This window comes from Streptomyces sp. NPDC059524, from assembly GCF_042749255.1.
Classification (GTDB): Bacteria; Actinomycetota; Actinomycetes; order Streptomycetales; family Streptomycetaceae; genus Streptomyces; species Streptomyces xanthii.
Map to the genome: position 1 here is coordinate 33,707 of NZ_JBHYTK010000022.1, position 17,955 is coordinate 51,661.

General features: G+C 74.2%; 12 protein-coding genes. 6 read left to right on the plus strand and 6 right to left on the minus strand.

What is annotated here, in order from left to right; genetic code table 11:
- Positions 1–25: 25 nt before the first annotated feature.
- On the plus strand, positions 26–1,411 hold the full coding sequence (locus tag ACFW9D_RS09410; protein WP_384619641.1) for a sensor histidine kinase: 1,386 nt from the start codon (positions 26–28) through the stop codon (positions 1,409–1,411).
- 1 nt (position 1,412) lies between these two features.
- Positions 1,413–2,090: a response regulator gene (locus ACFW9D_RS09415; protein WP_384619644.1), complete on the plus strand. Its 678-nt coding sequence runs from the start codon at positions 1,413–1,415 to the stop codon at positions 2,088–2,090.
- 260 nt (positions 2,091–2,350) lie between these two features.
- Here the strand turns inward: ACFW9D_RS09415 and ACFW9D_RS09420 are convergent, their stop codons facing one another.
- A complete protein-coding gene (locus ACFW9D_RS09420; RefSeq protein WP_384619647.1) occupies positions 2,351–2,878 on the minus strand; it encodes a GbsR/MarR family transcriptional regulator in 528 nt (175 codons plus the stop codon).
- Between the two features lie 102 nt (positions 2,879–2,980).
- On the opposite strand from ACFW9D_RS09420, the gene ACFW9D_RS09425 reads away from it, so the two are divergent.
- On the plus strand, positions 2,981–3,904 hold the full coding sequence (locus tag ACFW9D_RS09425; RefSeq protein ID WP_384619650.1) for an ATP-binding cassette domain-containing protein: 924 nt from the start codon (positions 2,981–2,983) through the stop codon (positions 3,902–3,904).
- A complete protein-coding gene (locus tag ACFW9D_RS09430) occupies positions 3,901–5,532 on the plus strand; it encodes an ABC transporter permease (RefSeq protein WP_384619653.1) in 1,632 nt (543 codons plus the stop codon). The genes ACFW9D_RS09425 and ACFW9D_RS09430 overlap by 4 nt, the downstream gene beginning before the upstream one ends.
- Positions 5,533–5,550: 18 nt before the next feature.
- On the opposite strand, the gene ACFW9D_RS09435 is transcribed toward ACFW9D_RS09430, so the two are convergent.
- The 4 genes from ACFW9D_RS09435 to ACFW9D_RS09450 all read right to left on the minus strand — a co-directional run bounded on the left by ACFW9D_RS09435 (position 5,551) and on the right by ACFW9D_RS09450 (position 12,082).
- Complete coding sequence (locus ACFW9D_RS09435) at positions 5,551–6,765, minus strand: cytochrome P450 (protein WP_384619656.1); 1,215 nt, start codon at positions 6,763–6,765, stop codon at positions 5,551–5,553.
- A 184-nt stretch (positions 6,766–6,949) separates the two neighbouring features.
- The gene (locus ACFW9D_RS09440; RefSeq protein WP_188338150.1) at positions 6,950–7,603 is read right to left on the minus strand and encodes a response regulator transcription factor; all 654 of its coding nucleotides are present in this window, start codon (positions 7,601–7,603) and stop codon (positions 6,950–6,952) included.
- Positions 7,600–8,916: a sensor histidine kinase gene (locus ACFW9D_RS09445; protein ID WP_188338151.1), complete on the minus strand. Its 1,317-nt coding sequence runs from the start codon at positions 8,914–8,916 to the stop codon at positions 7,600–7,602. The genes ACFW9D_RS09440 and ACFW9D_RS09445 overlap by 4 nt, the downstream gene beginning before the upstream one ends.
- Before the next feature lie 1,810 nt (positions 8,917–10,726).
- Positions 10,727–12,082: an aspartate aminotransferase family protein gene (locus tag ACFW9D_RS09450; protein WP_384619660.1), complete on the minus strand. Its 1,356-nt coding sequence runs from the start codon at positions 12,080–12,082 to the stop codon at positions 10,727–10,729.
- Between the two features lie 232 nt (positions 12,083–12,314).
- Between ACFW9D_RS09450 and ACFW9D_RS09455 the strand changes: the two genes are divergently transcribed.
- Positions 12,315–14,174 carry a serine/threonine-protein kinase gene (locus tag ACFW9D_RS09455; RefSeq protein WP_384619704.1) on the plus strand — a complete coding sequence of 620 codons (1,860 nt, stop codon included), beginning with the start codon at positions 12,315–12,317 and terminating at the stop codon, positions 14,172–14,174.
- Between the two features lie 20 nt (positions 14,175–14,194).
- On the opposite strand, the gene ACFW9D_RS09460 is transcribed toward ACFW9D_RS09455, so the two are convergent.
- Positions 14,195–17,044, minus strand: coding sequence for a hypothetical protein (locus ACFW9D_RS09460; protein ID WP_384619663.1), 2,850 nt, complete (start codon positions 17,042–17,044; stop codon positions 14,195–14,197).
- A 151-nt stretch (positions 17,045–17,195) separates the two neighbouring features.
- Here ACFW9D_RS09460 and ACFW9D_RS09465 point away from each other — a divergent pair, with 151 nt between their 5' ends.
- A complete protein-coding gene (locus tag ACFW9D_RS09465) occupies positions 17,196–17,876 on the plus strand; it encodes a DNA alkylation repair protein (RefSeq protein WP_384619665.1) in 681 nt (226 codons plus the stop codon).
- Positions 17,877–17,955 lie beyond the last annotated feature (79 nt).

A 17,955-nucleotide genomic window follows, 5' to 3' on the forward strand; every position in this document is an offset into this window, starting at 1 on the left:
TAGGGTGGGGGACATGGTGGGGGACATGGTGGGGGACAGGGCGGGGGGCCGGAGGGAGCGCGGGGCAGCCGAGGCGGACGATCTCGGGGCGCTGCTGCGTTCCCTGCGGCGCGACCTGCTCACCTTCGACCGCAGGCCGCTGCCGCCGCTGAGCCGGCCGCGGCTGCTGCGCTGGGTGCCGCACCTGCTGCTCGCCTGGATCGCCCTCGGCACGACGCTCTCCGGCATCGACCAGATCGGCAACGGCTACCACCTGGGCACACCGGCCGCCATCGCCCTCATGGGCGTGCAGGGCGGCGCGATGCTGCTCGCGCTGTGGCGGCCCGCGTGCGCGTTCTGGCTGTCGCTGCTCGACAGCGTCCTCGTGGCACGGCTCGCCCTGCCCTGGCTGTCCGGTCAGGCGGCGTCCGGCGAGGACGCGTGGCCGTGGGCCGCGCCCGCCGTCGTCGCCCACGGGGCCGTGCTGCTGCTGCTCGCGCTGCGGGTGCCGACGCGGGCGGCCGTCGTCGCGTTCGCGCTGAGCGCGGCCGCCGGGCCGCTCGTCCAGGGCTCCGGGGCGGACATCGCCCGCTACTCCTCGACGACGGCACTCTCCATCGTCGTGTTCGGGATGGTCGCCCTGCTCGGGATCGCGCTGCGCGGCCGCAGGGAGGCGCGCAACCGGCTCGTCGTCCAGGAGGAGATCACGGCGGAGGAGCGGGCCCGGCGCACGGTCCTGGAGGAGCGCGCGAACATCGCCCGCGAACTGCACGACGTCGTCGCCCACCACATGTCCGTCATCTCGATCCAGGCGCAGGTCGCCCCGCACCTCGTCGAGAACCCGCCGGACGCCCTGAAGGAGAACCTGGACGGCATCCGCGCGAGCGCCCTGGAGGCGCTGGCCGAACTGCGGCGGGTGCTGGGGGTGTTGCGCGCGGAGGATCCGGGGGCGGGCGGCGTGGGCGACGACGATCCCGGGACGGCCGCCGCGCCGCAGCGCCCGCAGCCCACCCTCGACCGGCTCGACACGCTCGTCGCCGGCACCCGGGCCGCCGGGCTCGCCGTGACCGTCCTCGGCACCGGGGAGCGACGCCCGCTGCCGCCCGGCGTCGAACTGTCGGCGTACCGGATCGTGCAGGAGGCGCTCAGCAACGCGCTGCGGCACGCGCCGGGTTCGACGGTCGAGGTGGCGCTCGACCACCGCCCGGACGGGCTCGGGGTCCGGGTCACCAACACCGCGCCCGAGCGGCCTGCGGCGCCCTCGCCCGGCGCGGGGCACGGGCTGCTCGGCATGCGGGAGCGCGCCGCGATGCTGGGCGGCACGCTCGACGCCGGGCCCGTCGCCGTGGCCGGCGGCTACGAGGTACGGGCCTTCCTGCCCGCGTCCGGCGGTCCTCGCCCGGGCGCACGTCCTGCCGGGGGAGAGAACTGACATGCCGATCCGGGTCCTGATCGCCGACGACCAGATGATGGTCCGGCAGGGGTTCACCGTGCTCCTGAACACCCAGCCCGACCTGGAGGTCGTCGGGCAGGCCGTCGACGGGCTCGACGCGCTCGCGCAGGTCGCCGAACTCGCCCCGGACGTCGTCCTCATGGACATCCGGATGCCTGAGCTCAGCGGCATCGAGGCGACCCGCCGGGTCACCGCGTCGCACCCCGCCGTACGGGTCCTCGTCCTGACCACCTTCGACCTCGACGAGTACGTGTACGAGGCGCTGCGCGCGGGGGCCTCCGGGTTCCTGCTCAAGGACGCCTCCGCGGAGCAGCTCGCGGAGGCGGTCCGCGTCGTCGCCTCCGGCGAGGCTCTGCTCGCGCCGACCGTCACGCGGCGGCTGATCGCGGAGTACGCGCGGCTGTCGGACGGGGGCGCCCGGGCGGGGGCCGTGCCGGGGCAGCGGCCCGCCGAGCTCACCGACCGCGAGTCGGAGGTCCTCGTGCTGATCGCCCAGGGGCTGTCGAACGCGGAGATCGCGGCGAGTCTCGTCGTCGCCGAGCAGACGGTGAAGACCCATGTAGGCCGCATCCTCGTGAAACTGGGCCTGCGCGACCGCACCCAGGCGGCGGTCTTCGCGTACGAGTCCGGGCTGGTGACGCCGCGTTCGTCGCGCTGAGCCGATTCCCTGCGGGGCTTGGGCGGGGTACGCCGGGGGCCGCGCCGGTTCAGCGCGCATCGCGGCCGGACCGCTGCGATGGCTGAGCGCGCAGTTCCCCGCGCCCCTCTGCCGGGGCTCGACTCCCCGACGCCTCTCGCCTCTGGCGCGGTGCCTCCCGTGCGGCCCGGAGCAGGGCTGGACCACGGCTGGGCCCGGGGGTGGATGGGTCCGGGCAGGTGGGGCCGCCCGTCGATGCCGTCCCCGGGAAGGGGCAGGGTTCAGCGGGGCTGAGGGTCGTCCAGGCCGAGGGTTTTGCGGTGGGCTCGCCAGCGGGCCATCATTTCGGCCAGTTCGAGCTGCATGAACTCGAAGAAGGCCAGGGTCTCGGCGATGCGGCGGCCCGCGGGGCTGTCGGGGCCGAGGTTGTCGACGCCCTCGCGCAGGGCGTCCTCCCAGCGCTTGAGGACGCTGTCCCGGTTGCCCAGCGCCTCGTACCACTGGTTGCTGTGCACCCGGAACAGGTCGCGCCGCGTCCCTGGTTCCCGTTCGCGCGTGACCATGTGCTGCTGCGTGAGGTACCGCACCGCGCCGGAGACCGCGGCCGGGCTGACGGTGAGCCGCTCCCCGAGTTCCGCCGAGGTCAGGGCCCCGGAGTCGGAGGCGAGCAGCGCGGCGAAGATCCGGGCCGGCATCCGCGGCATCCCGGCCTCGACGAGCTGACCCGCGAAGCGTTCGACGAAGCGGGCGCGCGGGTCCGCGGACCCCGCGGAGTCCACCGCTTTCGTGTCGTCGTCGGCGCCGCTCATGTCCTGATCATCTCCCCTGCCCGTACCGCCCCCGCCTGAGCCCCCGAGTTTATACGCTTCCTTAACTTCACAAATTTGTGAAGCCCGCGTAGTTTCAGAATCATGACGAAGGCAATCACGGTCTCCGGACTGCACAAGTCGTTCGGCAGGACCCACGCCCTGGACGGGCTCGACCTGGACGTCGAGGCCGGCGAGGTGCACGGCTTCCTCGGCCCGAACGGCGCCGGCAAGTCGACCACCATCCGCGTGCTCCTCGGACTGCTCCGCGCAGACTCGGGCGCCGTGCAGATGCTCGGAGGCGACCCCTGGGCCGACGCCGTGGAGCTGCACCGCAAGGTCGCGTACGTCCCCGGCGACGTCACCCTGTGGCGCAACCTCAGCGGCGGCGAGGTCATCGACCTGTACGGACGGCTGCGCGGCGGCCTCGACGAGCGGCGCCGCGCCGAACTCGTCGAGCGCTTCGAGCTGGACCCCACCAAGAAGGGCCGCACGTACTCCAAGGGCAACCGGCAGAAGGTCGCGCTCGTCGCCGCCTTCGCCGCCGCCGACGTCGACCTGCTCATCCTCGACGAGCCCACCTCGGGACTCGACCCGCTGATGGAGGAGGTCTTCCAGGCGTACGTGCGCGAGGCCGCCCGCGAACGCGGACAGACCGTCCTGCTGTCGTCTCACATCCTCAGCGAGGTCGAGGAGCTCACCGACCGCGTCAGCATCATCCGTAAGGGCCGCACCGTCGAGAGCGGCTCCCTCGCCCAGCTGCGCCACCTCACCCGCACCAGCGTCACCGCCGAACTCGCGGGCCCGCCCAACGGGTTGGCGAACCTGCCCGGCGTGCACGGCCTCGACGTCCAGGGCCACCGCGTGCGGCTCCAGGTCGAGTCCGACCGGCTCGACGCCGTACTGCGCTCCCTCACCGCCTCCGGCGTCCGGTCCCTGACCAGCACGCCGCCCACCCTCGAAGAGCTCTTCCTGCGCCATTACCAGGAGGACCTCACCGGGGCCGCCCCCTCCGAGGTGACCCGATGAGCGCCGCCGTCACTGCCACCACCACCGGCTACGCCCCGCGCACCGGCGGCAGCCGCCAACTCGCCGGGACCGGCGCCCTGTTGCGGCTCGCCCTGCGCCGCGACCGGATCATGATGCCGGTCTGGATCTACGTCGTGGCCCTCACCGTCGTCACCATGCCGAAGACCCTGAAGGGCCTGTACGGGACGGACGCCGAGCGGGCCGGCGTGCTCGACACCATGCGCACCAACAGCTCGCTGCGCGCCCTCTACGGACCGGCCCTCGACGACTCCCTCGGCGGGCTCACCGTATGGCGGGTCGGCGCGTACGCGGCCGTGTTCGCTGCGGCGATGAGCCTGCTGATCGTCGTGCGGCACACCCGCGACGAGGAGGAGAGCGGGCGCCAGGAGATGGTGTCCGCCGCGATGGTCGGCCGGCGCGCCCCGCTCACCGCCGCCCTGCTCGCGGCCCTGATCGCGAACGCGACGATCGCCGTGTTCATCACCGTCGGCATGGCCGTCACGGCCGGTGACGGGCTCGCGGGCGCGCTCGCGCTGGGCCTCGCGACCGGCGGCGCCGGCATGGTCTTCGCGACGATGGCCGCGATCGTCGCCCAGTTCACCGAGAGCGCCCGGCTCGCCCGCGGCGCGACCGCGGGACTGCTCGGCGTGGCCTTCGTGCTGCGCGCCGCCGGTGACGCCGGCAGCGTCGACGGTTCGTCCGTCATGACCTGGCTCTCCCCGATCGGCTGGCTGGAGAACACCCGCGCCTACGCCGGTGAACGCTGGTGGGTGCTGCTCCTGTTCGCCGCGGCCGTGCTCGCCCAGGGCGCGGCGGCCTACGTCCTCGCCGGGCGCCGCGACATCGGGATGAGCTTCCTGCCCAGCCGCCCGGGACCGGCCCGTGGCCGGATCGGTTCCGCGGCCGCCCTCGCCTGGCGGCTCCAGCGCGGCAGCGTCCTCGGCTGGTCCCTCGCCTTCCTCGCGTCCGGCGCCGCGCTCGGCGGCGTCACCAACGGGGCCACCGATCTCGTCGGCGGCAGCGCGGACACCCGCGAGATCATCGAGCGGATGGGCGGCCAGTCCGGGCTCACCGACGCGTTCCTCGCCGCGATGGTCGGCATGCTCGGCATGGTCGCCGCGCTCTACGTCGTCCAGGCCGTGCTGCGCCTGCACGCCGAGGAGACCGGACAGCGGGCCGAGCCCGTCCTGACCGGCGCGGTGGGCCGGCTGCGCTGGGCGGCCGGCCACCTGGTCATCGCCTTCGGCGGCGCCGTGCTGATCATGCTGCTCGGCGGGCTCGGCCTGGCCGCCGGATACGGCCACGACCTGGGCCCGATCCTCGCCGCGTGCCTGGTCCAGCTCCCCGCGGTGTGGGTGCTCGGCGCGGTCGCCGCGCTCCTGTACGGGCTCGCCCCGCAGGCCGCCCCGGCGGGCTGGGCCGTGGCCGGCGCGGCCCTGCTCCTCGGCTGGCTCGGCCCGGCCCTGAAGCTCCCGCAGGCGGTCATGAACCTGTCCCCGTTCGGCCACCTCCCGAAGCTGCCCGGCGGCACGATGGACTGGCCGCCGGTGCTCGTCCTGACCGGTCTGGCGGCGGTGCTCGTCGCCGCCGGCCTCGCGGCCCTGCGCCGCCGCGACCTCTCCAACTAGCCGGTCACCGGCTGCGGTTCAGAGCTCGACGGGCAGTCCCTCCAGGCCCCGGATCACGAAGTTCGGCTTGCGCACAGGCTCCGACGTCGCCCGCAGCGTCGGGGCCTGCGTCAGCAACGCCCGCATGGACGCGGCGAGTTCGATCCGGGCGAGCGGGGCGCCGATGCAGTAGTGGATGCCCGCGCTGAAGGAGATGTGCGGATTCTCGGCGCGGGTCAGGTCCAGACGCTCGGGGTCGCGGAAGACCTCCGGGTCGTGGTTCGCGGAACCGAAGAGCAGCGCCACTTCGGAGCCCCGGGGGATGACCGTCCCGGCGACCTCGATGTCCTCCAGGACCCAGCGTTCGAAGAGCTGGAGCGGGGTGTCGTAGCGCATCAGCTCCTCGATCGCGGACGGGACCAGGGAGTGGTCCGCGCGCAGGGCGGCCAGCTGCCCGGGGTGGCGGAACAGGGCCGCCCAGCCGTTCACCGTGGAGTTGACCGTGGCCTCGTGGCCCGCGTTCAGGAGCAGCACGCAGGTGGAGATCATCTCCTGCTCGGTCAGCCGGTCGCCCTCGTCGTACGCGGCGATCAGACCGGAGACCAGGTCGTCGCCGGGGTCGGTGCGGCGGGCGGCGATCAGCTCCCGCAGATACGCCGTGAACTCGACGGACGCCCGGACCGCGGCCCGTGCCGTCTCCTCCGGCGGATTCAGCTCGTACATGCCGCAGATCGCCGCCGACCAGGGGCGCAGCAGGGGCCGGTCGGACTCCGGGATGCCGAGCATCTCGGCGATGACGGCGACGGGGAGGGGCTCCGCGACCGCCGTCAGGAGGTCGCCGCCGCCGGCCGCGACGAGGTCCCCGACGAGGTCGCCGGCCAGCTTCTCCACGTACGGGCGCAGCCGGTCGACCGTGCGCGGGGTGAAGGCCTTGGAGACCAGGCGGCGGATGCGGGTGTGGTCCGGCGGCTCCAGGTCGAGCATGCCGTGGTCGTTGAGGGTGTGGAACGGCTCGTGCTCCGGCGGCGGCGCGGTCCGGCCGAACTCCTCGTGCGTGCAGCGGTGTTGGTAGGTGCGGCCCAGACGGCGGTCCCGGAGCAGGGCGGAGACGTCCCGGTGGTGCGGGATCAGGTACTGGCGGGTGGGCTCGTAGCGGTGGACCCGGCCGGACGCGCGCAGCGCGCGGTACGCGGGGTAGGGGTCGGCCAGGAACTCCGGGGACCAGGGGTCGAAGGCGGTGACGGTGTCGCTCATGAGCGGACATTAGTCCTGCCGTCCGGGGCGGGGACAGGCCCACGAGCTCGGGTGGCTCGGGTCCGGCCGGCGTCCGCGGCCCCGGTCGGGCTTCTCGCACCCCGCGGCGGACCCGCTGACGGACACAGCCCCGCGCCCCTGAAACGCAGACCCTCCGGTTCGCATTTCCCCGAGGAAGGCGCAGTCAGCTCGGGGTCACGAGGCGGGCCTCGTACGCGAAGACCGCCGCCTGGGTGCGGTCGCGCAGCCCCAGCTTCACCAGGATCCGGCTGACGTGCGTCTTGATCGTGGACTCGGCGACGACGAGACGCGTGGCGATCTCCGCGTTCGACAGGCCCTGGGCGATGAGGACGAGGACCTCCGTCTCCCGTTCGGTGAGTTCGCCGTAGGCCTCGGCGCGGACCCGGGGCGTCTCGGCGAGCTTGGAGAACTCGGTGATCAGACGGCGGGTCACCGTCGGTGCGAGCAGCGCCTCGCCGGAGGCCACCACGCGGACGCCGTCGGCGAGCTGGCGGGCCGAGGCGTCCTTGAGCAGGAAGCCCGAGGCGCCCGCGCGGAGCGCCTGGTACACGTACTCGTCGAGGTCGAAGGTGGTGAGGACGAGGACCTTGGCGCCCTCGCCCGCGGCGACGATCTCGCGGGTGGCGTCGATGCCGTTGAGCTCCGGCATGCGGATGTCCATGAGGACGACGTCGGGGCGCAGTTCGCGGACCCGGGCGACGGCCTCCGCCCCGTTGACGGCCTCGCCGACGACCTCGATGTCCGGCATGGCGCCCAGCAGCACCGAGAAGCCCTCGCGGACCATCATCTGGTCGTCGGCGATCAGCACCCTGATCATGCGTCGCCCTCCGCGTCCGGCGTGGCCGCGACCGGCACGAACACCGAGACCTCGTAGCCGCCGTCGTCCGTCGCGCCCGCCGTCATCTCGCCGCCGAGCATCGCGACCCGCTCCCGCATGCCGGTGACCCCGTGCCCCGCGCCGGGGCTGGGCTTCACCAGGGCGCCGGGCGGCCCGTTCACGATCCGCAGACCGAGCCCGCCGAGCACGTACGCGACCTCCACCCGGGCCGGGGCGCCGGGCGCGTGCCGCAGGACGTTGCTGAGGGCCTCCTGGACGATGCGGTACGCGGACAGCTCGACGCCGGGCGGCAGTTCACGGACGGCGCCGGTCACGGCACGGTCGACGGTGAGGCCGGCGTCACGGACGTTGTCCAGGAGGCGGTCGAGGTCGGCGAGGGTCGGCTGCGGCGCGTCCGGCGCCTCGTAGTCCTCGGCCCGTACGACGCCCAGGACCCGGCGCAGCTCGGTGAGGGCCGCCACCGCGTTCTCCCGGATCGTCACGAACGCCTGCTCCAGCTCCGGCGGCGGGTTCTCCACGCGGTACGGGGCCGCCTCGGCCTGGATGGCGACGACCGACATGTGGTGGGCGACGACGTCGTGCAGCTCGCGGGCGATGTTCGTACGCTCCTCGAGGAGGGTGCGGCGGTCGCGTTCGACGGCGCCTGCCGTGCGCTCCTGGACGACCTCGCGGCGGGCTGTCCGGTTGACCTGGACCAGGGTCACCAGGGCGACCGCGATGCCCGAGGCGACCAGCATCGGAACGGCGTCGCTGTTGTACCAGTCGCCGCCGGTCACCGGCGTCACGACGAACCCGTAGAGCGTGCTCAGCGCCCACATGCCGGCCGCCGTGCGGGGCCCGGTGCGGGCCGCGACGATCATCATCACGAGGGTGTGCCCGACGAGGCTGCCTGCGGGCCAGGGGGTCGGGGAGCCGCCGGTCACGAAGACGAGGACGGCGGCCGCGCCCAGCGAGACCCACCAGGCGAGGACGGGGCGCAGCAGCGTGAGTGCCACCGGCGCCGCCACGAGGATTCCGCACAGCACGGCGACGTACGCGTCGGCGCCGAAGCTGACGCTCTCCGCGCCGACGGCGAACGTGAGCAGGGCGAGCGCCAGCACGGCGGCGTGCGGCAGTACCCCCAGTTCGCCGCGTATCCGGCGCGGGAACATCCGGGTCCAGGGGCCGTCGGCCGCGGCGCGGGGCAGCGGACGGTACGCCCGCACGTCCCGGAACAGGTCCGCGCGGAGCCCGCTCAGCGCCGCCTTGACCAGGCTGAGCTCGGGGCTGGCGGAGGTGGTCGTCTCGGTCATGCGCCTCACGGTAGGCGCCCCACCCACCCCGAGTCGTCCCCACCGGGACGGGTCCCTCCGGGTCCCCCTCAAGTACTACGCGCGGCCTTCCGGGCGGGGCGGGTGGCCCGGCCTTCCGGGCGGGTGCTGCCTTGGCCCTCCGGGCGGGGACGGGTGCCTTCCGGGCGGGGCGGGTGCCTTTCGGGTGGGGCGGGTGCCTTTCGGGTGGGCGGGTGCCTTTCGGGGGCCGGGTCGCAGGCTGGGGCTCAGCCCTGGCCCGCCGCCTGCTCCCACCCGCCCGCCCCCTCCGGGGGCCGTCGGCCCGGCACCAGGCGCACCCCACAAGGGCTCGGGGCCGTCCCCAGCGCCGGGCGTACCCCAGAAGGGCTGTTGGACTGCCTCCGACCGGCGCCTCCTTCGCGGGGGTACGACGGGCGACGGCAGCCCGAAGCCCTGCCCCCGTGCGAGGCCTGCACCCAGTGCACCCGGAACCGTGTGCCCCCGCCGCTGGCCCTGCCTTGGGGCCCAGTCCTGGCCCGCCGCCTGCTCCCACCCGCCCGCCCCCTCCGGGGGCAGTCGGCCCGGCGCCGGGCGCACCCCACAAGGGCTTGGGCCGTCCCAGCGCCGGGCGCACCGCGCAAGGGCTGCGGGCTGTCCCCGACGGAGCGACTCCATCGCGGGGCACGCCCGACAGGCCCCTGGGGCGCACGAAGTGTGCCTTCAGGGGCGCGGGGAACTGCGCGACCAGCCCCGACGCTGGCGCACCCGGCGACGATGCTCGCCCGCTACGGCGAGAGCGCTGCAACCGGGACTGACTGGAACGCGCACCCGATGCTGGGGCGCTGCCTCGCTCCAGGCCAGGGAGACCGCATACCCACCCTGGGCCGCAGCGCTGCCCCGAGGCCGGGCGCCGGGCCGACGCCCCCGGAGGGGGCGGGCGGGTGGGAGCGGGCGGCGGGCCAGGGGGCCCGGAGTGGCCCAGGCCGGCGCGGCGGGCAGCCGTACCCAGGGCTCCAGTACGGCCGGAGGCAGGGCGCTGGGCCGAGGTCGTCGGGGTGTGGGAGCAGGCGCGGGCCAGGGGCCGGGGTGCCGAGACAGGGGCGGCCGGAAGCCGTATCCAGGGTTGCAGTGCGGTCCAAAGCAGGACGCTGGGGCGAGGCCGTCAGGGTGTGGGAGCGGGCGGCGGGCCAGGGGGCCCGGAGTGTGGCCCAGACCGGCGCGGTCGGCAGCCGTAGCCGGGGCTCCAGTACGGCCGGAGGCGGCGTGCTGAGGGCGTAGCCGGGCGGGGCGGGCCAGGGGCCTGAACGGCCGAGGCCGGCGCGGTCGGCAGCCGTACCCAGGGCTCCAGTACGGCCGGAGGCAGGGCGCTGGGGCGATGCCGTCAGGGTGTGGGAGAACCGGGCGGGCCGCCCGGGAGGCCGGGGCTGGGCCGAGACCAGGGCCTGAGGAAGCCGTACCCGGGGCCGAAGCGCTGCCCCGAGGCCGGGCGCCGGGCCGACGCCCCCGGAGGGGACAGGATGGTGGGAGCAGGCGGCGGGCCAAATGAGAGGCCCTACGCCAGAGATCAGAAGTCGGAGTCCGGACGCCGAAGAAGCCAACCCCGGAGACCTGGAAGTGCCGGGCCAGGGACGCCCCGTCAAGGGCGCGGGGAACTGCGCGACCAGCCACGACGGCGCGGCACCCGGCGACGGCACCGCCCCCCCCGGCGGCACTGCACCCCCTGCGGCACCGCCCCCCGACGGCACCGCCCCGCCCCACCAGCCCGCAGCCGCGAACCGCAGCCGCGAACCGCAGCCGCGAACCGCAGTCGCGGGCCGGTGAAAAGGGGACGTCAGGCCACGTGCTCGTCGGCGACGGAGAGCGCCGCGTCCAGGGCCGCGAGGCCCTCCTTCAGTTCGGCCTCGGTGATGTTGAGGGCCGGCACGACATGCGTGCGGTTCATGTTGACGAAGGGCCACAGACCGTTCGCCTTGGCGGCCCCCGCGAACGCCGCCATGGGAGCGTTGGCCTCGCCCGCGGCCGCGTACGGCACGAGCGGCTCCCGCGTCTCCCGGTCCCGTACGAGTTCGAGCGCCCAGAACATGCCGACGCCGCGCACCTCGCCCACCGACGGGTGCCGCTCGGCGAGCTCCCGCAGCCCGGGCTCGACGACCTCCGTCCCGAGCCGCGCCGCGTTGGCGACGATGCCCTCCTCCTCCATCACGTTGATGGTGGCGACGGCCGCGGCGCAGGCCAGCGGGTGCCCGGAGTACGTGAGACCGCCCGGGTAAGGCCGCTTGGCGAAGGTCTCCGCGATGGCGCCGGAGATCGCGACACCGCCCAGCGGGACGTACCCCGAGTTGACGCCCTTGGCGAAGGTCAGCAGGTCCGGCGTCACGTCGTACAGGTCGGCGGCGAACCACTCACCGGTGCGCCCGAAGCCGGCCATGACCTCGTCGAGGACCATGACGATGCCGTACTTGTCGCACAGCTCGCGCACCCCGGCCAGGTAGCCCGCGGGCGGCAGCATGATGCCCGCGGTGCCCGGCACGGTCTCCAGGATGATCGCGGCGATCGTCGCCGGACCCTCGAACTGGATCGCCGTCTCCAGGTGCTCCAGCGCGCGGGCGCACTCCTGCTCCTCCGTCTCGGCGAAGAAGCGGGACCGGTACAGGAACGGCGCCCAGAACCGGACGACGCCCGCGGAGCCCGTGTCGCTGGCCCAGCGGCGCGGGTCACCCGTCACGTTGATCGCCTGCTGGGTGCCGCCGTGGTACGAGCGGTACGCGGCGAGCACCTTGGGCCGGCCCGTGTGCAGACGGGCCATGCGCAGGGCGTGCTCGACGGCGTCGGCACCGGCGTTGGTGAAGAAGATCTTGTCGAGGTCGCCGGGCGTGCGCTCGGCGATGAGGCGGGCGGCCTCCGAGCGGGACTCGACGGCGAACGCGGGCGCGAACGTCGTCATCGTCGCGGCCTGCTCCTGGATCGCGGCGACGACCTTCGGGTGCTGGTACCCGATGTTCGTGTAGACGAGCCCGGACGTGAAGTCGAGGTACCGGTTGCCCTCGTAGTCCCAGAAGTAGGAGCCTTCTGCGCCGGCGACGGCGAGCGGGTCGATGAGTTCCTGCGCGGACCAGGAGTGGAACACGTGCTTGCGGTCCGCGGCCTTGACGGCGGCGCCGACCTGGGGATTCGGCTGAGGGGTCATGAGCCCGAGGGTAGATGTCCGCACTGTGGGCGCACCATCGGCGTCCTGTACGCCCGCCGCCGCCGAACGCGACAGTTTGTCGGGGTTCCCAGACGGTTCTCGGGCGTTACGGACCGTCCGTTCCCGGGCGTTACGGAACCGTAGAAGGCGCATCGGTCCTCTGTGTCGTAGGCCCGCACTATTCTCGTGCTGTTGGTCACGATTCGGGGGAGGGTGGCGCGACATGGACAGACTGGACCGGCTGGGGCCGGGCGACCCGCAGCACATCGGCGCGTACCGGCTGCTGGGGCGGCTCGGGGCCGGTGGGATGGGGCAGGTCTACCTGGCGCGCTCGGAGCGGGGCCGCACGGTCGCCGTGAAGCTGGTGCGCGAGGAGCTCGCCGAGCAGGAGGAGTTCCGCAATCGCTTCCGGCAGGAGGTGCAGGCGGCGCAGCGGGTGGGCGGCGCGTGGACGGCGCCGGTGCTCGACGCCGACACGGAGGCCGCGGTGCCGTGGCTGGCCACGGGCTATGTCGCGGGCCCCTCGCTCCAGCAGGTCGTCTCGCACGATCACGGCGCGCTGCCCGAGCGTTCGGTACGGATCCTGGCGGCGGGTCTCGCGCACGCGCTGCAGGACATCCACGCGGCGGGCCTGATCCACCGCGACCTGAAGCCGTCGAACGTGCTGGTGACGATCGACGGCCCGCGCGTCATCGACTTCGGCATCGCGCGCGCCCTGGAGACGGTCACGGACGGCGGTCTGACGCGGACCGGCGCACTCGTCGGCTCGCCCGGTTTCATGGCGCCGGAGCAGGTGCGCGGGGACCGCATCACCCCGGCCTGCGACGTGTTCTGCCTCGGTTCGGTGCTGGCCTACGCGGCGTCGGGCGCGCTGCCCTTCGGTACGTCGAACAGCGGGGTGCACGCCCTGATGTTCCGTATCGCGCAGGAGGAGCCGGACCTCGACGGGCTGCCGGAGGGCCTGCAGGAGCTCGTACGGGACTGTCTGCGCAAGCGGCCCGCCGACCGGCCGACGCTCGAGGACATCCTGGAGCGGACGGGCGCGGAGGACACGCTCGGCGACGGCGGGCGCACCCGGGACCCGTGGCTGCCGGGCGCGCTCGTGGCACAGCTGGGGCGGCACGCCGTGCAGCTGCTCGACTCGGAGGACCCGGAGCAGGCCTCCCTGCCGGCGGCCCCGGCCCGGCCCGCGCTGCCGCCCGCCCCGGAGCCCGCCCCGGCGCCCGCGCAGGCCACGGAGCCGGACGCGCCGCCGCCGCCGGGCGCTCCGGGCGGGGCGCAGCTCGACCATCTCCCGACGATGATCGTCGGCCAGGACGCCGCCGCGCCGACGCCTCCGGCCCCGCCCGCGTACGGCTACCCGCAGGCGCACCCCCAGCCGCACCTCCACGCCCAGCCGCAGCCGCAGCCGGTGTGGAACCAGACGCCGCCCTACGGTCCCGGTCTCGCCCCCGTCGGCGTCCCGCCGCAGGAGCCCCCGCGCCGGGGCCGCTCCACGGCGGCGCTCGTCGCGGTCGCGCTGATCGTGGCGCTCGGCGCGGGCGGCTCGGTGTACGCGCTGATGAAGAACGACGGCTCGGCCGAGGGCAAGGGCGGGGACGACCCGAAGCCGTCCGGCCAGTCCTCGGCCGCGCCCTCGCAGCAGGGCGGCGAGACGACCCCGGGGCAGCAGTCCACCGAGCCGCCCGACTCCCCGTCGCAGTCCGACTCCCCGTCGCAGGCCGGGGCGGGCGACATCCCGGCGAAGTTCCTGGGCACGTGGACGAACGAGCAGGACAACGACTACGGGCACATCACCCGCACCCTCGTCATCGAGCAGGGCGAGCCCGGCGACACCGTGCTCAGGCTGACCCAGGACGGCACGCTGGACAGCGGATCCCCGTACCACTGCGAGTTCGAGGGCGCCCTCGCGTCCGCCGACGACTCCACCCTGAACGTCCAGGGCACGGAGGCGGTCGTCGCCGAGCCGCAGGTCGCGTGCCGCCCCGGCACGCCGAGCACGGTGACGGTCCTGTCCTCGGGCGAGCTGCGCCGCACCCTGATCGACTCGACCGGCCACCGCCAGGTCCTCACGTACGACAAGGAGGGCTGACGGCGGCCGGTGCGGGCGGCTCAGCGTGAGTCGGCCGGGCAGTCCAGGCTGTCGTCCGGCCCCCACGTCGTCCTGCGCAGCTCCGGGCCGAGGCCGAACGCGCCGCAGTACGCCACCAGCCGGGGTTCGCCCTCGGTGGCCATCTCGATCACGATCGCCTTGTCGCGTGGCGGCTTCGAACCGGGATTGCTCTGCGGGTAGCGGATGGCGCCGCTCGTGCCCTGCAGGGCGATCCGGTTGTCGAGCTTGGACTTCAGCGCGGACGGGGTGACGTCCTGCCGGTTGCTGGCGTTGGCGTCGTCCGCGGCCGCGCTCATCACGAGGTAGGCGTCGTGGGCCATCGGGCCGTGCCCGTCGTCGCGCCACTTGTCGTCCGGGCCCGCGTAGTAGGCGTAGTTGCGGACGTAGCGGCGTGCCACGTTGTTCGCCAGTTCGTGGCCCGCGGGCAGGACGTGGGCCGTGTGGTAGAGCCGCAGCTCCGACACGTTGTACTTGAAGTCGCCGTTCAGTTCGGCGTTGGTGATGTCGTTGCCGCCGATGACCGTCAGCGTGCGGCCCGTGCACTCGGTCCTGGTGTAGCTGGACAGGAAGCTGCTGAAACTGTTCACGCGGGACGACCAGTAGACGACGGTGCGCGGGTTCGCCGTGACGTATCCGCAGATCTGCTGGGCGATCTCGGCGGGGTCGCCCGAGTCGCCGGAGTAGCGGAGCATCTTGGCGCCGCCCGGCTCCAGCGCGTCGAACTTCCGGACGAACTCGGCGCCGATCTCGTTGCTGTAGAGGTCCGCCTCGGTGCTCACGACGACGGCCTGGGTCGCCGACTCGCACCGCGCGGGCCCGCCGCCCGCGCCGTCCCCGCCGCCACCGCCGTCCGCCTCGATCACCGGGCCCTCGTGCGCGAGCTGCACGGCGAGCGTGCTCTCGCGGTCGTCGTTGGGGGCCATCGGCCGGTAGTACGGCCCGGCCTTCTCCATCGCGTCCGCCGAAGCCGTCGTGCTGATCGCCGGCACCTGGTGCTCGCTGAGGACGCGGGCCGCCGCCCGCGTCTCGTGCCGGCTCTCGGCGAAGCCGATGACGCCGACGACCGTGCGGTGGTCCCGGGCCGCACGCGTGCGCTCCACGTCGCGCACGATGCCGTCCGCGACCTTCTCCGCCCGCTCGAAGTGCGGGCCCGCGTCCCGCACGTCCACGCGGAGCGCGACCCGGCTGCGGCTGCTGTCCCGGTGCGCCTCGGTGTTGAACCGGGACTGCGCCAGCCAGATGCCGCGCAGCTCCGACAGCGCCTTGTACGCGCCCTCGGTGGGCGACGGGGCGACGTAGACGACCGTACGGACGACGTACTGCTCCTCGATCGGGGCCGACGCGGTCGCCTTCTCGTCGTCCTCGGCCCGCCGGTTGTTCTTCTCGATCTGCGCGAGCACCTTGCGGTAGGCGGCGGCCGGATCGTCGTCGCGCAGCGCGTTCCGCGCCACGTGCAGATCGAGGATCTCCTCGGGCTTCCCGGCGCCGCGCGAGACCCTGGTGCCGTCCAGGCAGCGCGCGTACGTGCCCTCGTCCGCCCCGCCGAGCGGGCTCATGCTCACGCCGGTCCCGATCAGCGCGGCCAGCACGACACCGATCGCCGCGGCCTCCAGGCGCGGCCCCCACATCGGCGCGGGCGGGCGCAGCCGGGCGACCGGCAGGCCCTCGCCCGCGAACGCCGGGTCCGCGAAGCGGCGGCCGAGGATCCAGGGCGCCGCCTCGACGTCCCCGTGCTCGGCGGGCGGGTCGGTCAGGTGCTGGCCCACGACGGCGAGGCTCTCCACGTCCTGCCGGTGCCAGGTCTGCCCGGCGGCCTCCGGATGGCCTTCCGGCTCGCCCGCCCCGACGACGAACAGGGACGCGGAGCCCGGCGCCCGGTAGGCGCTGCGGTACGCCTGGAGGAAGCGTGCCGCGTCGTGGCCCTGCGGGGTGTCCGCGGCGGGCAGTTCGAGCAGGACGACGCGACGGGTGCGGCGGCGGCGCTTCCAGGGGCCCGCGAGGCGCGCCGGATGCGAGCGGTGCAGGTCGGACAGGAGGGCGCGCAGCAGCAGTTTCTCCAGTTCGAGCAGCGCGTTCTGGCGCTCGTGCCCGGGGCCGCGCAGCGCGAGGCCCTGCGCCACGACGACGTCGCCGACCTGGTCGAAGACGGACCGCGCGGGGTGTGCGAGGTGCAGCCAGGCGCGGTACCAGCCGTAGCGGCGCGAGCGCAGCAGGCGGTGGCCCCAGCGCCGGTCCCACAGTTTGCGGGGCAGGCTGTAGAAGAGGGGGTGGGACAGCAGCCGCGACAGGTAGGCGAGGACGAGATTGCCGCCGTCCGCCGCCGGCACGAGCTTCGCCAGGTGGTGCGCCGGGCCCTTCGACTCGGCGACCCGCTGCGCGTACAGGGCGTCGCGCAGCTCCCGGCCCTGCAGGCGGTCGTTCAGCTCGGCGTCGGTGAGGGCGCCTTCACCCTCCCGGGGCAGCCGGGCGAGCCGGATCGCGTACGACACCATCCGGGCGACGAACTCGAAGTCCCGCAGCCGCAGTTCACCGACGTGGCGGGGCGGCTGGGTGCGCAGGTCGCGGCCCACCCGGAGGGTGAGCAGCTCCTCGCCGGGCCGGTCCGGCGGCAGCTGCTGGGGGCGCGAGAAGGCGACGGCCCGCCCGTCCCCGGTGCGCAGCGCCCGCTCCAGCGAGTCGAGCACCCGCTGCCGGCGCGCGCACCGCTCGTCACCGAACCCGCCGGTGTCCAGCAGGACCGGGGGCAGGGGAGTGCTCGCCGGCTTGAGCACCTGCCACCGCTCGGGGTAGACGGCTGCTCTGAAGGCTCGCAGAAACTCCGTCGCGCCCTCGTCGTTCGGGAATCCCATCGTCGCGATCCCTTGGCCTTGATGTCATGGGGCGGTCAAGTATGAGGCAGAACAGGAGAGTTGGGACCGGAGTCGCCGAAAACGGCGAAGCCGCCGCTGTCGGTCCGCGGAGCTAACGTGTGAGGTGGGGGACGAACGAGAGGAAAGAGCAGTGACCGGTACGGCGACGACGCTCGCGCAGGCCCGGGCCGAACTGGCCGCGCTGGAGGACCCGAAGGCGCGCGCCGTCAACGAGAGGCACGGCGACGACCACGGCGTGAACCTCACCCGGCTGCGCGCCCTCGCCAAGCGCGTCGGCCCCGACCAGGACCTGGCCCGCGCCCTGTGGTCCACCGACGACACGGCCGCGAAACTCCTGGCCCTCCTCGTCGCCCGCCCCAAGGCCTTCCCCCGCGACGAGCTGGACACGATGCTCCGCACGGCCCGCACCCCGAAGGTCCACGACTGGCTCGTCTCCTACGTCGTGAAGAAGAGCCCGCACGCGGAGGACCTCCGTCTGGCCTGGCTGGAGGACCCCGACCCGGTCGTCGCGAGCGCCGGCTGGGCCCTGACCACGGACCGCGTCGCGAAGAAGCCGGCCGGCCTGGACCTCCCCGCCCTCCTCGACACGATCGAGTCCGGCATGAAGCAGGCCCCCGACCGCCTCCAGTGGGCGATGAACCACTGCCTGGCCCAGATCGGCATCTCCCACGAGCCCCTCCGCCCCCGCGCCCTCGCGATCGGCGAACGCCTCGAAGTCCTCAAGGACCACCCGACCCCACCCGGCTGCACGTCCCCCTACGCCCCGACCTGGATCACGGAGATCGTCCGGAGGCAGTCCGCGAAGGGCTGACAGACCGCGACGGGCTGACCCCGGGAAAGGCCGACGCCCCGCCCCGCCGGGTGGGCGGGGCGGGGCGTCGGTCGTGAGG

Bases quoted from the DNA above. Each gene is read 5' to 3' on its own strand.
- ACFW9D_RS09410 (WP_384619641.1), top strand. From the start codon at position 26: ATGGTGGGGGACAGGGCGGGGGGCCGGAGGGAGCGCGGGGCAGCCGAG.
- ACFW9D_RS09420 (WP_384619647.1), bottom strand. From the start codon at position 2,878: ATGAGCGGCGCCGACGACGACACGAAAGCGGTGGACTCCGCGGGGTCC.
- ACFW9D_RS09430 (WP_384619653.1), top strand. From the start codon at position 3,901: ATGAGCGCCGCCGTCACTGCCACCACCACCGGCTACGCCCCGCGCACC.
- ACFW9D_RS09450 (WP_384619660.1), bottom strand. From the start codon at position 12,082: ATGACCCCTCAGCCGAATCCCCAGGTCGGCGCCGCCGTCAAGGCCGCG.
- ACFW9D_RS09415 (WP_384619644.1), top strand. From the start codon at position 1,413: ATGCCGATCCGGGTCCTGATCGCCGACGACCAGATGATGGTCCGGCAG.
- ACFW9D_RS09440 (WP_188338150.1), bottom strand. From the start codon at position 7,603: ATGATCAGGGTGCTGATCGCCGACGACCAGATGATGGTCCGCGAGGGC.
- ACFW9D_RS09425 (WP_384619650.1), top strand. From the start codon at position 2,981: ATGACGAAGGCAATCACGGTCTCCGGACTGCACAAGTCGTTCGGCAGG.
- ACFW9D_RS09445 (WP_188338151.1), bottom strand. From the start codon at position 8,916: ATGACCGAGACGACCACCTCCGCCAGCCCCGAGCTCAGCCTGGTCAAG.
- ACFW9D_RS09460 (WP_384619663.1), bottom strand. From the start codon at position 17,044: ATGGGATTCCCGAACGACGAGGGCGCGACGGAGTTTCTGCGAGCCTTC.
- ACFW9D_RS09435 (WP_384619656.1), bottom strand. From the start codon at position 6,765: ATGAGCGACACCGTCACCGCCTTCGACCCCTGGTCCCCGGAGTTCCTG.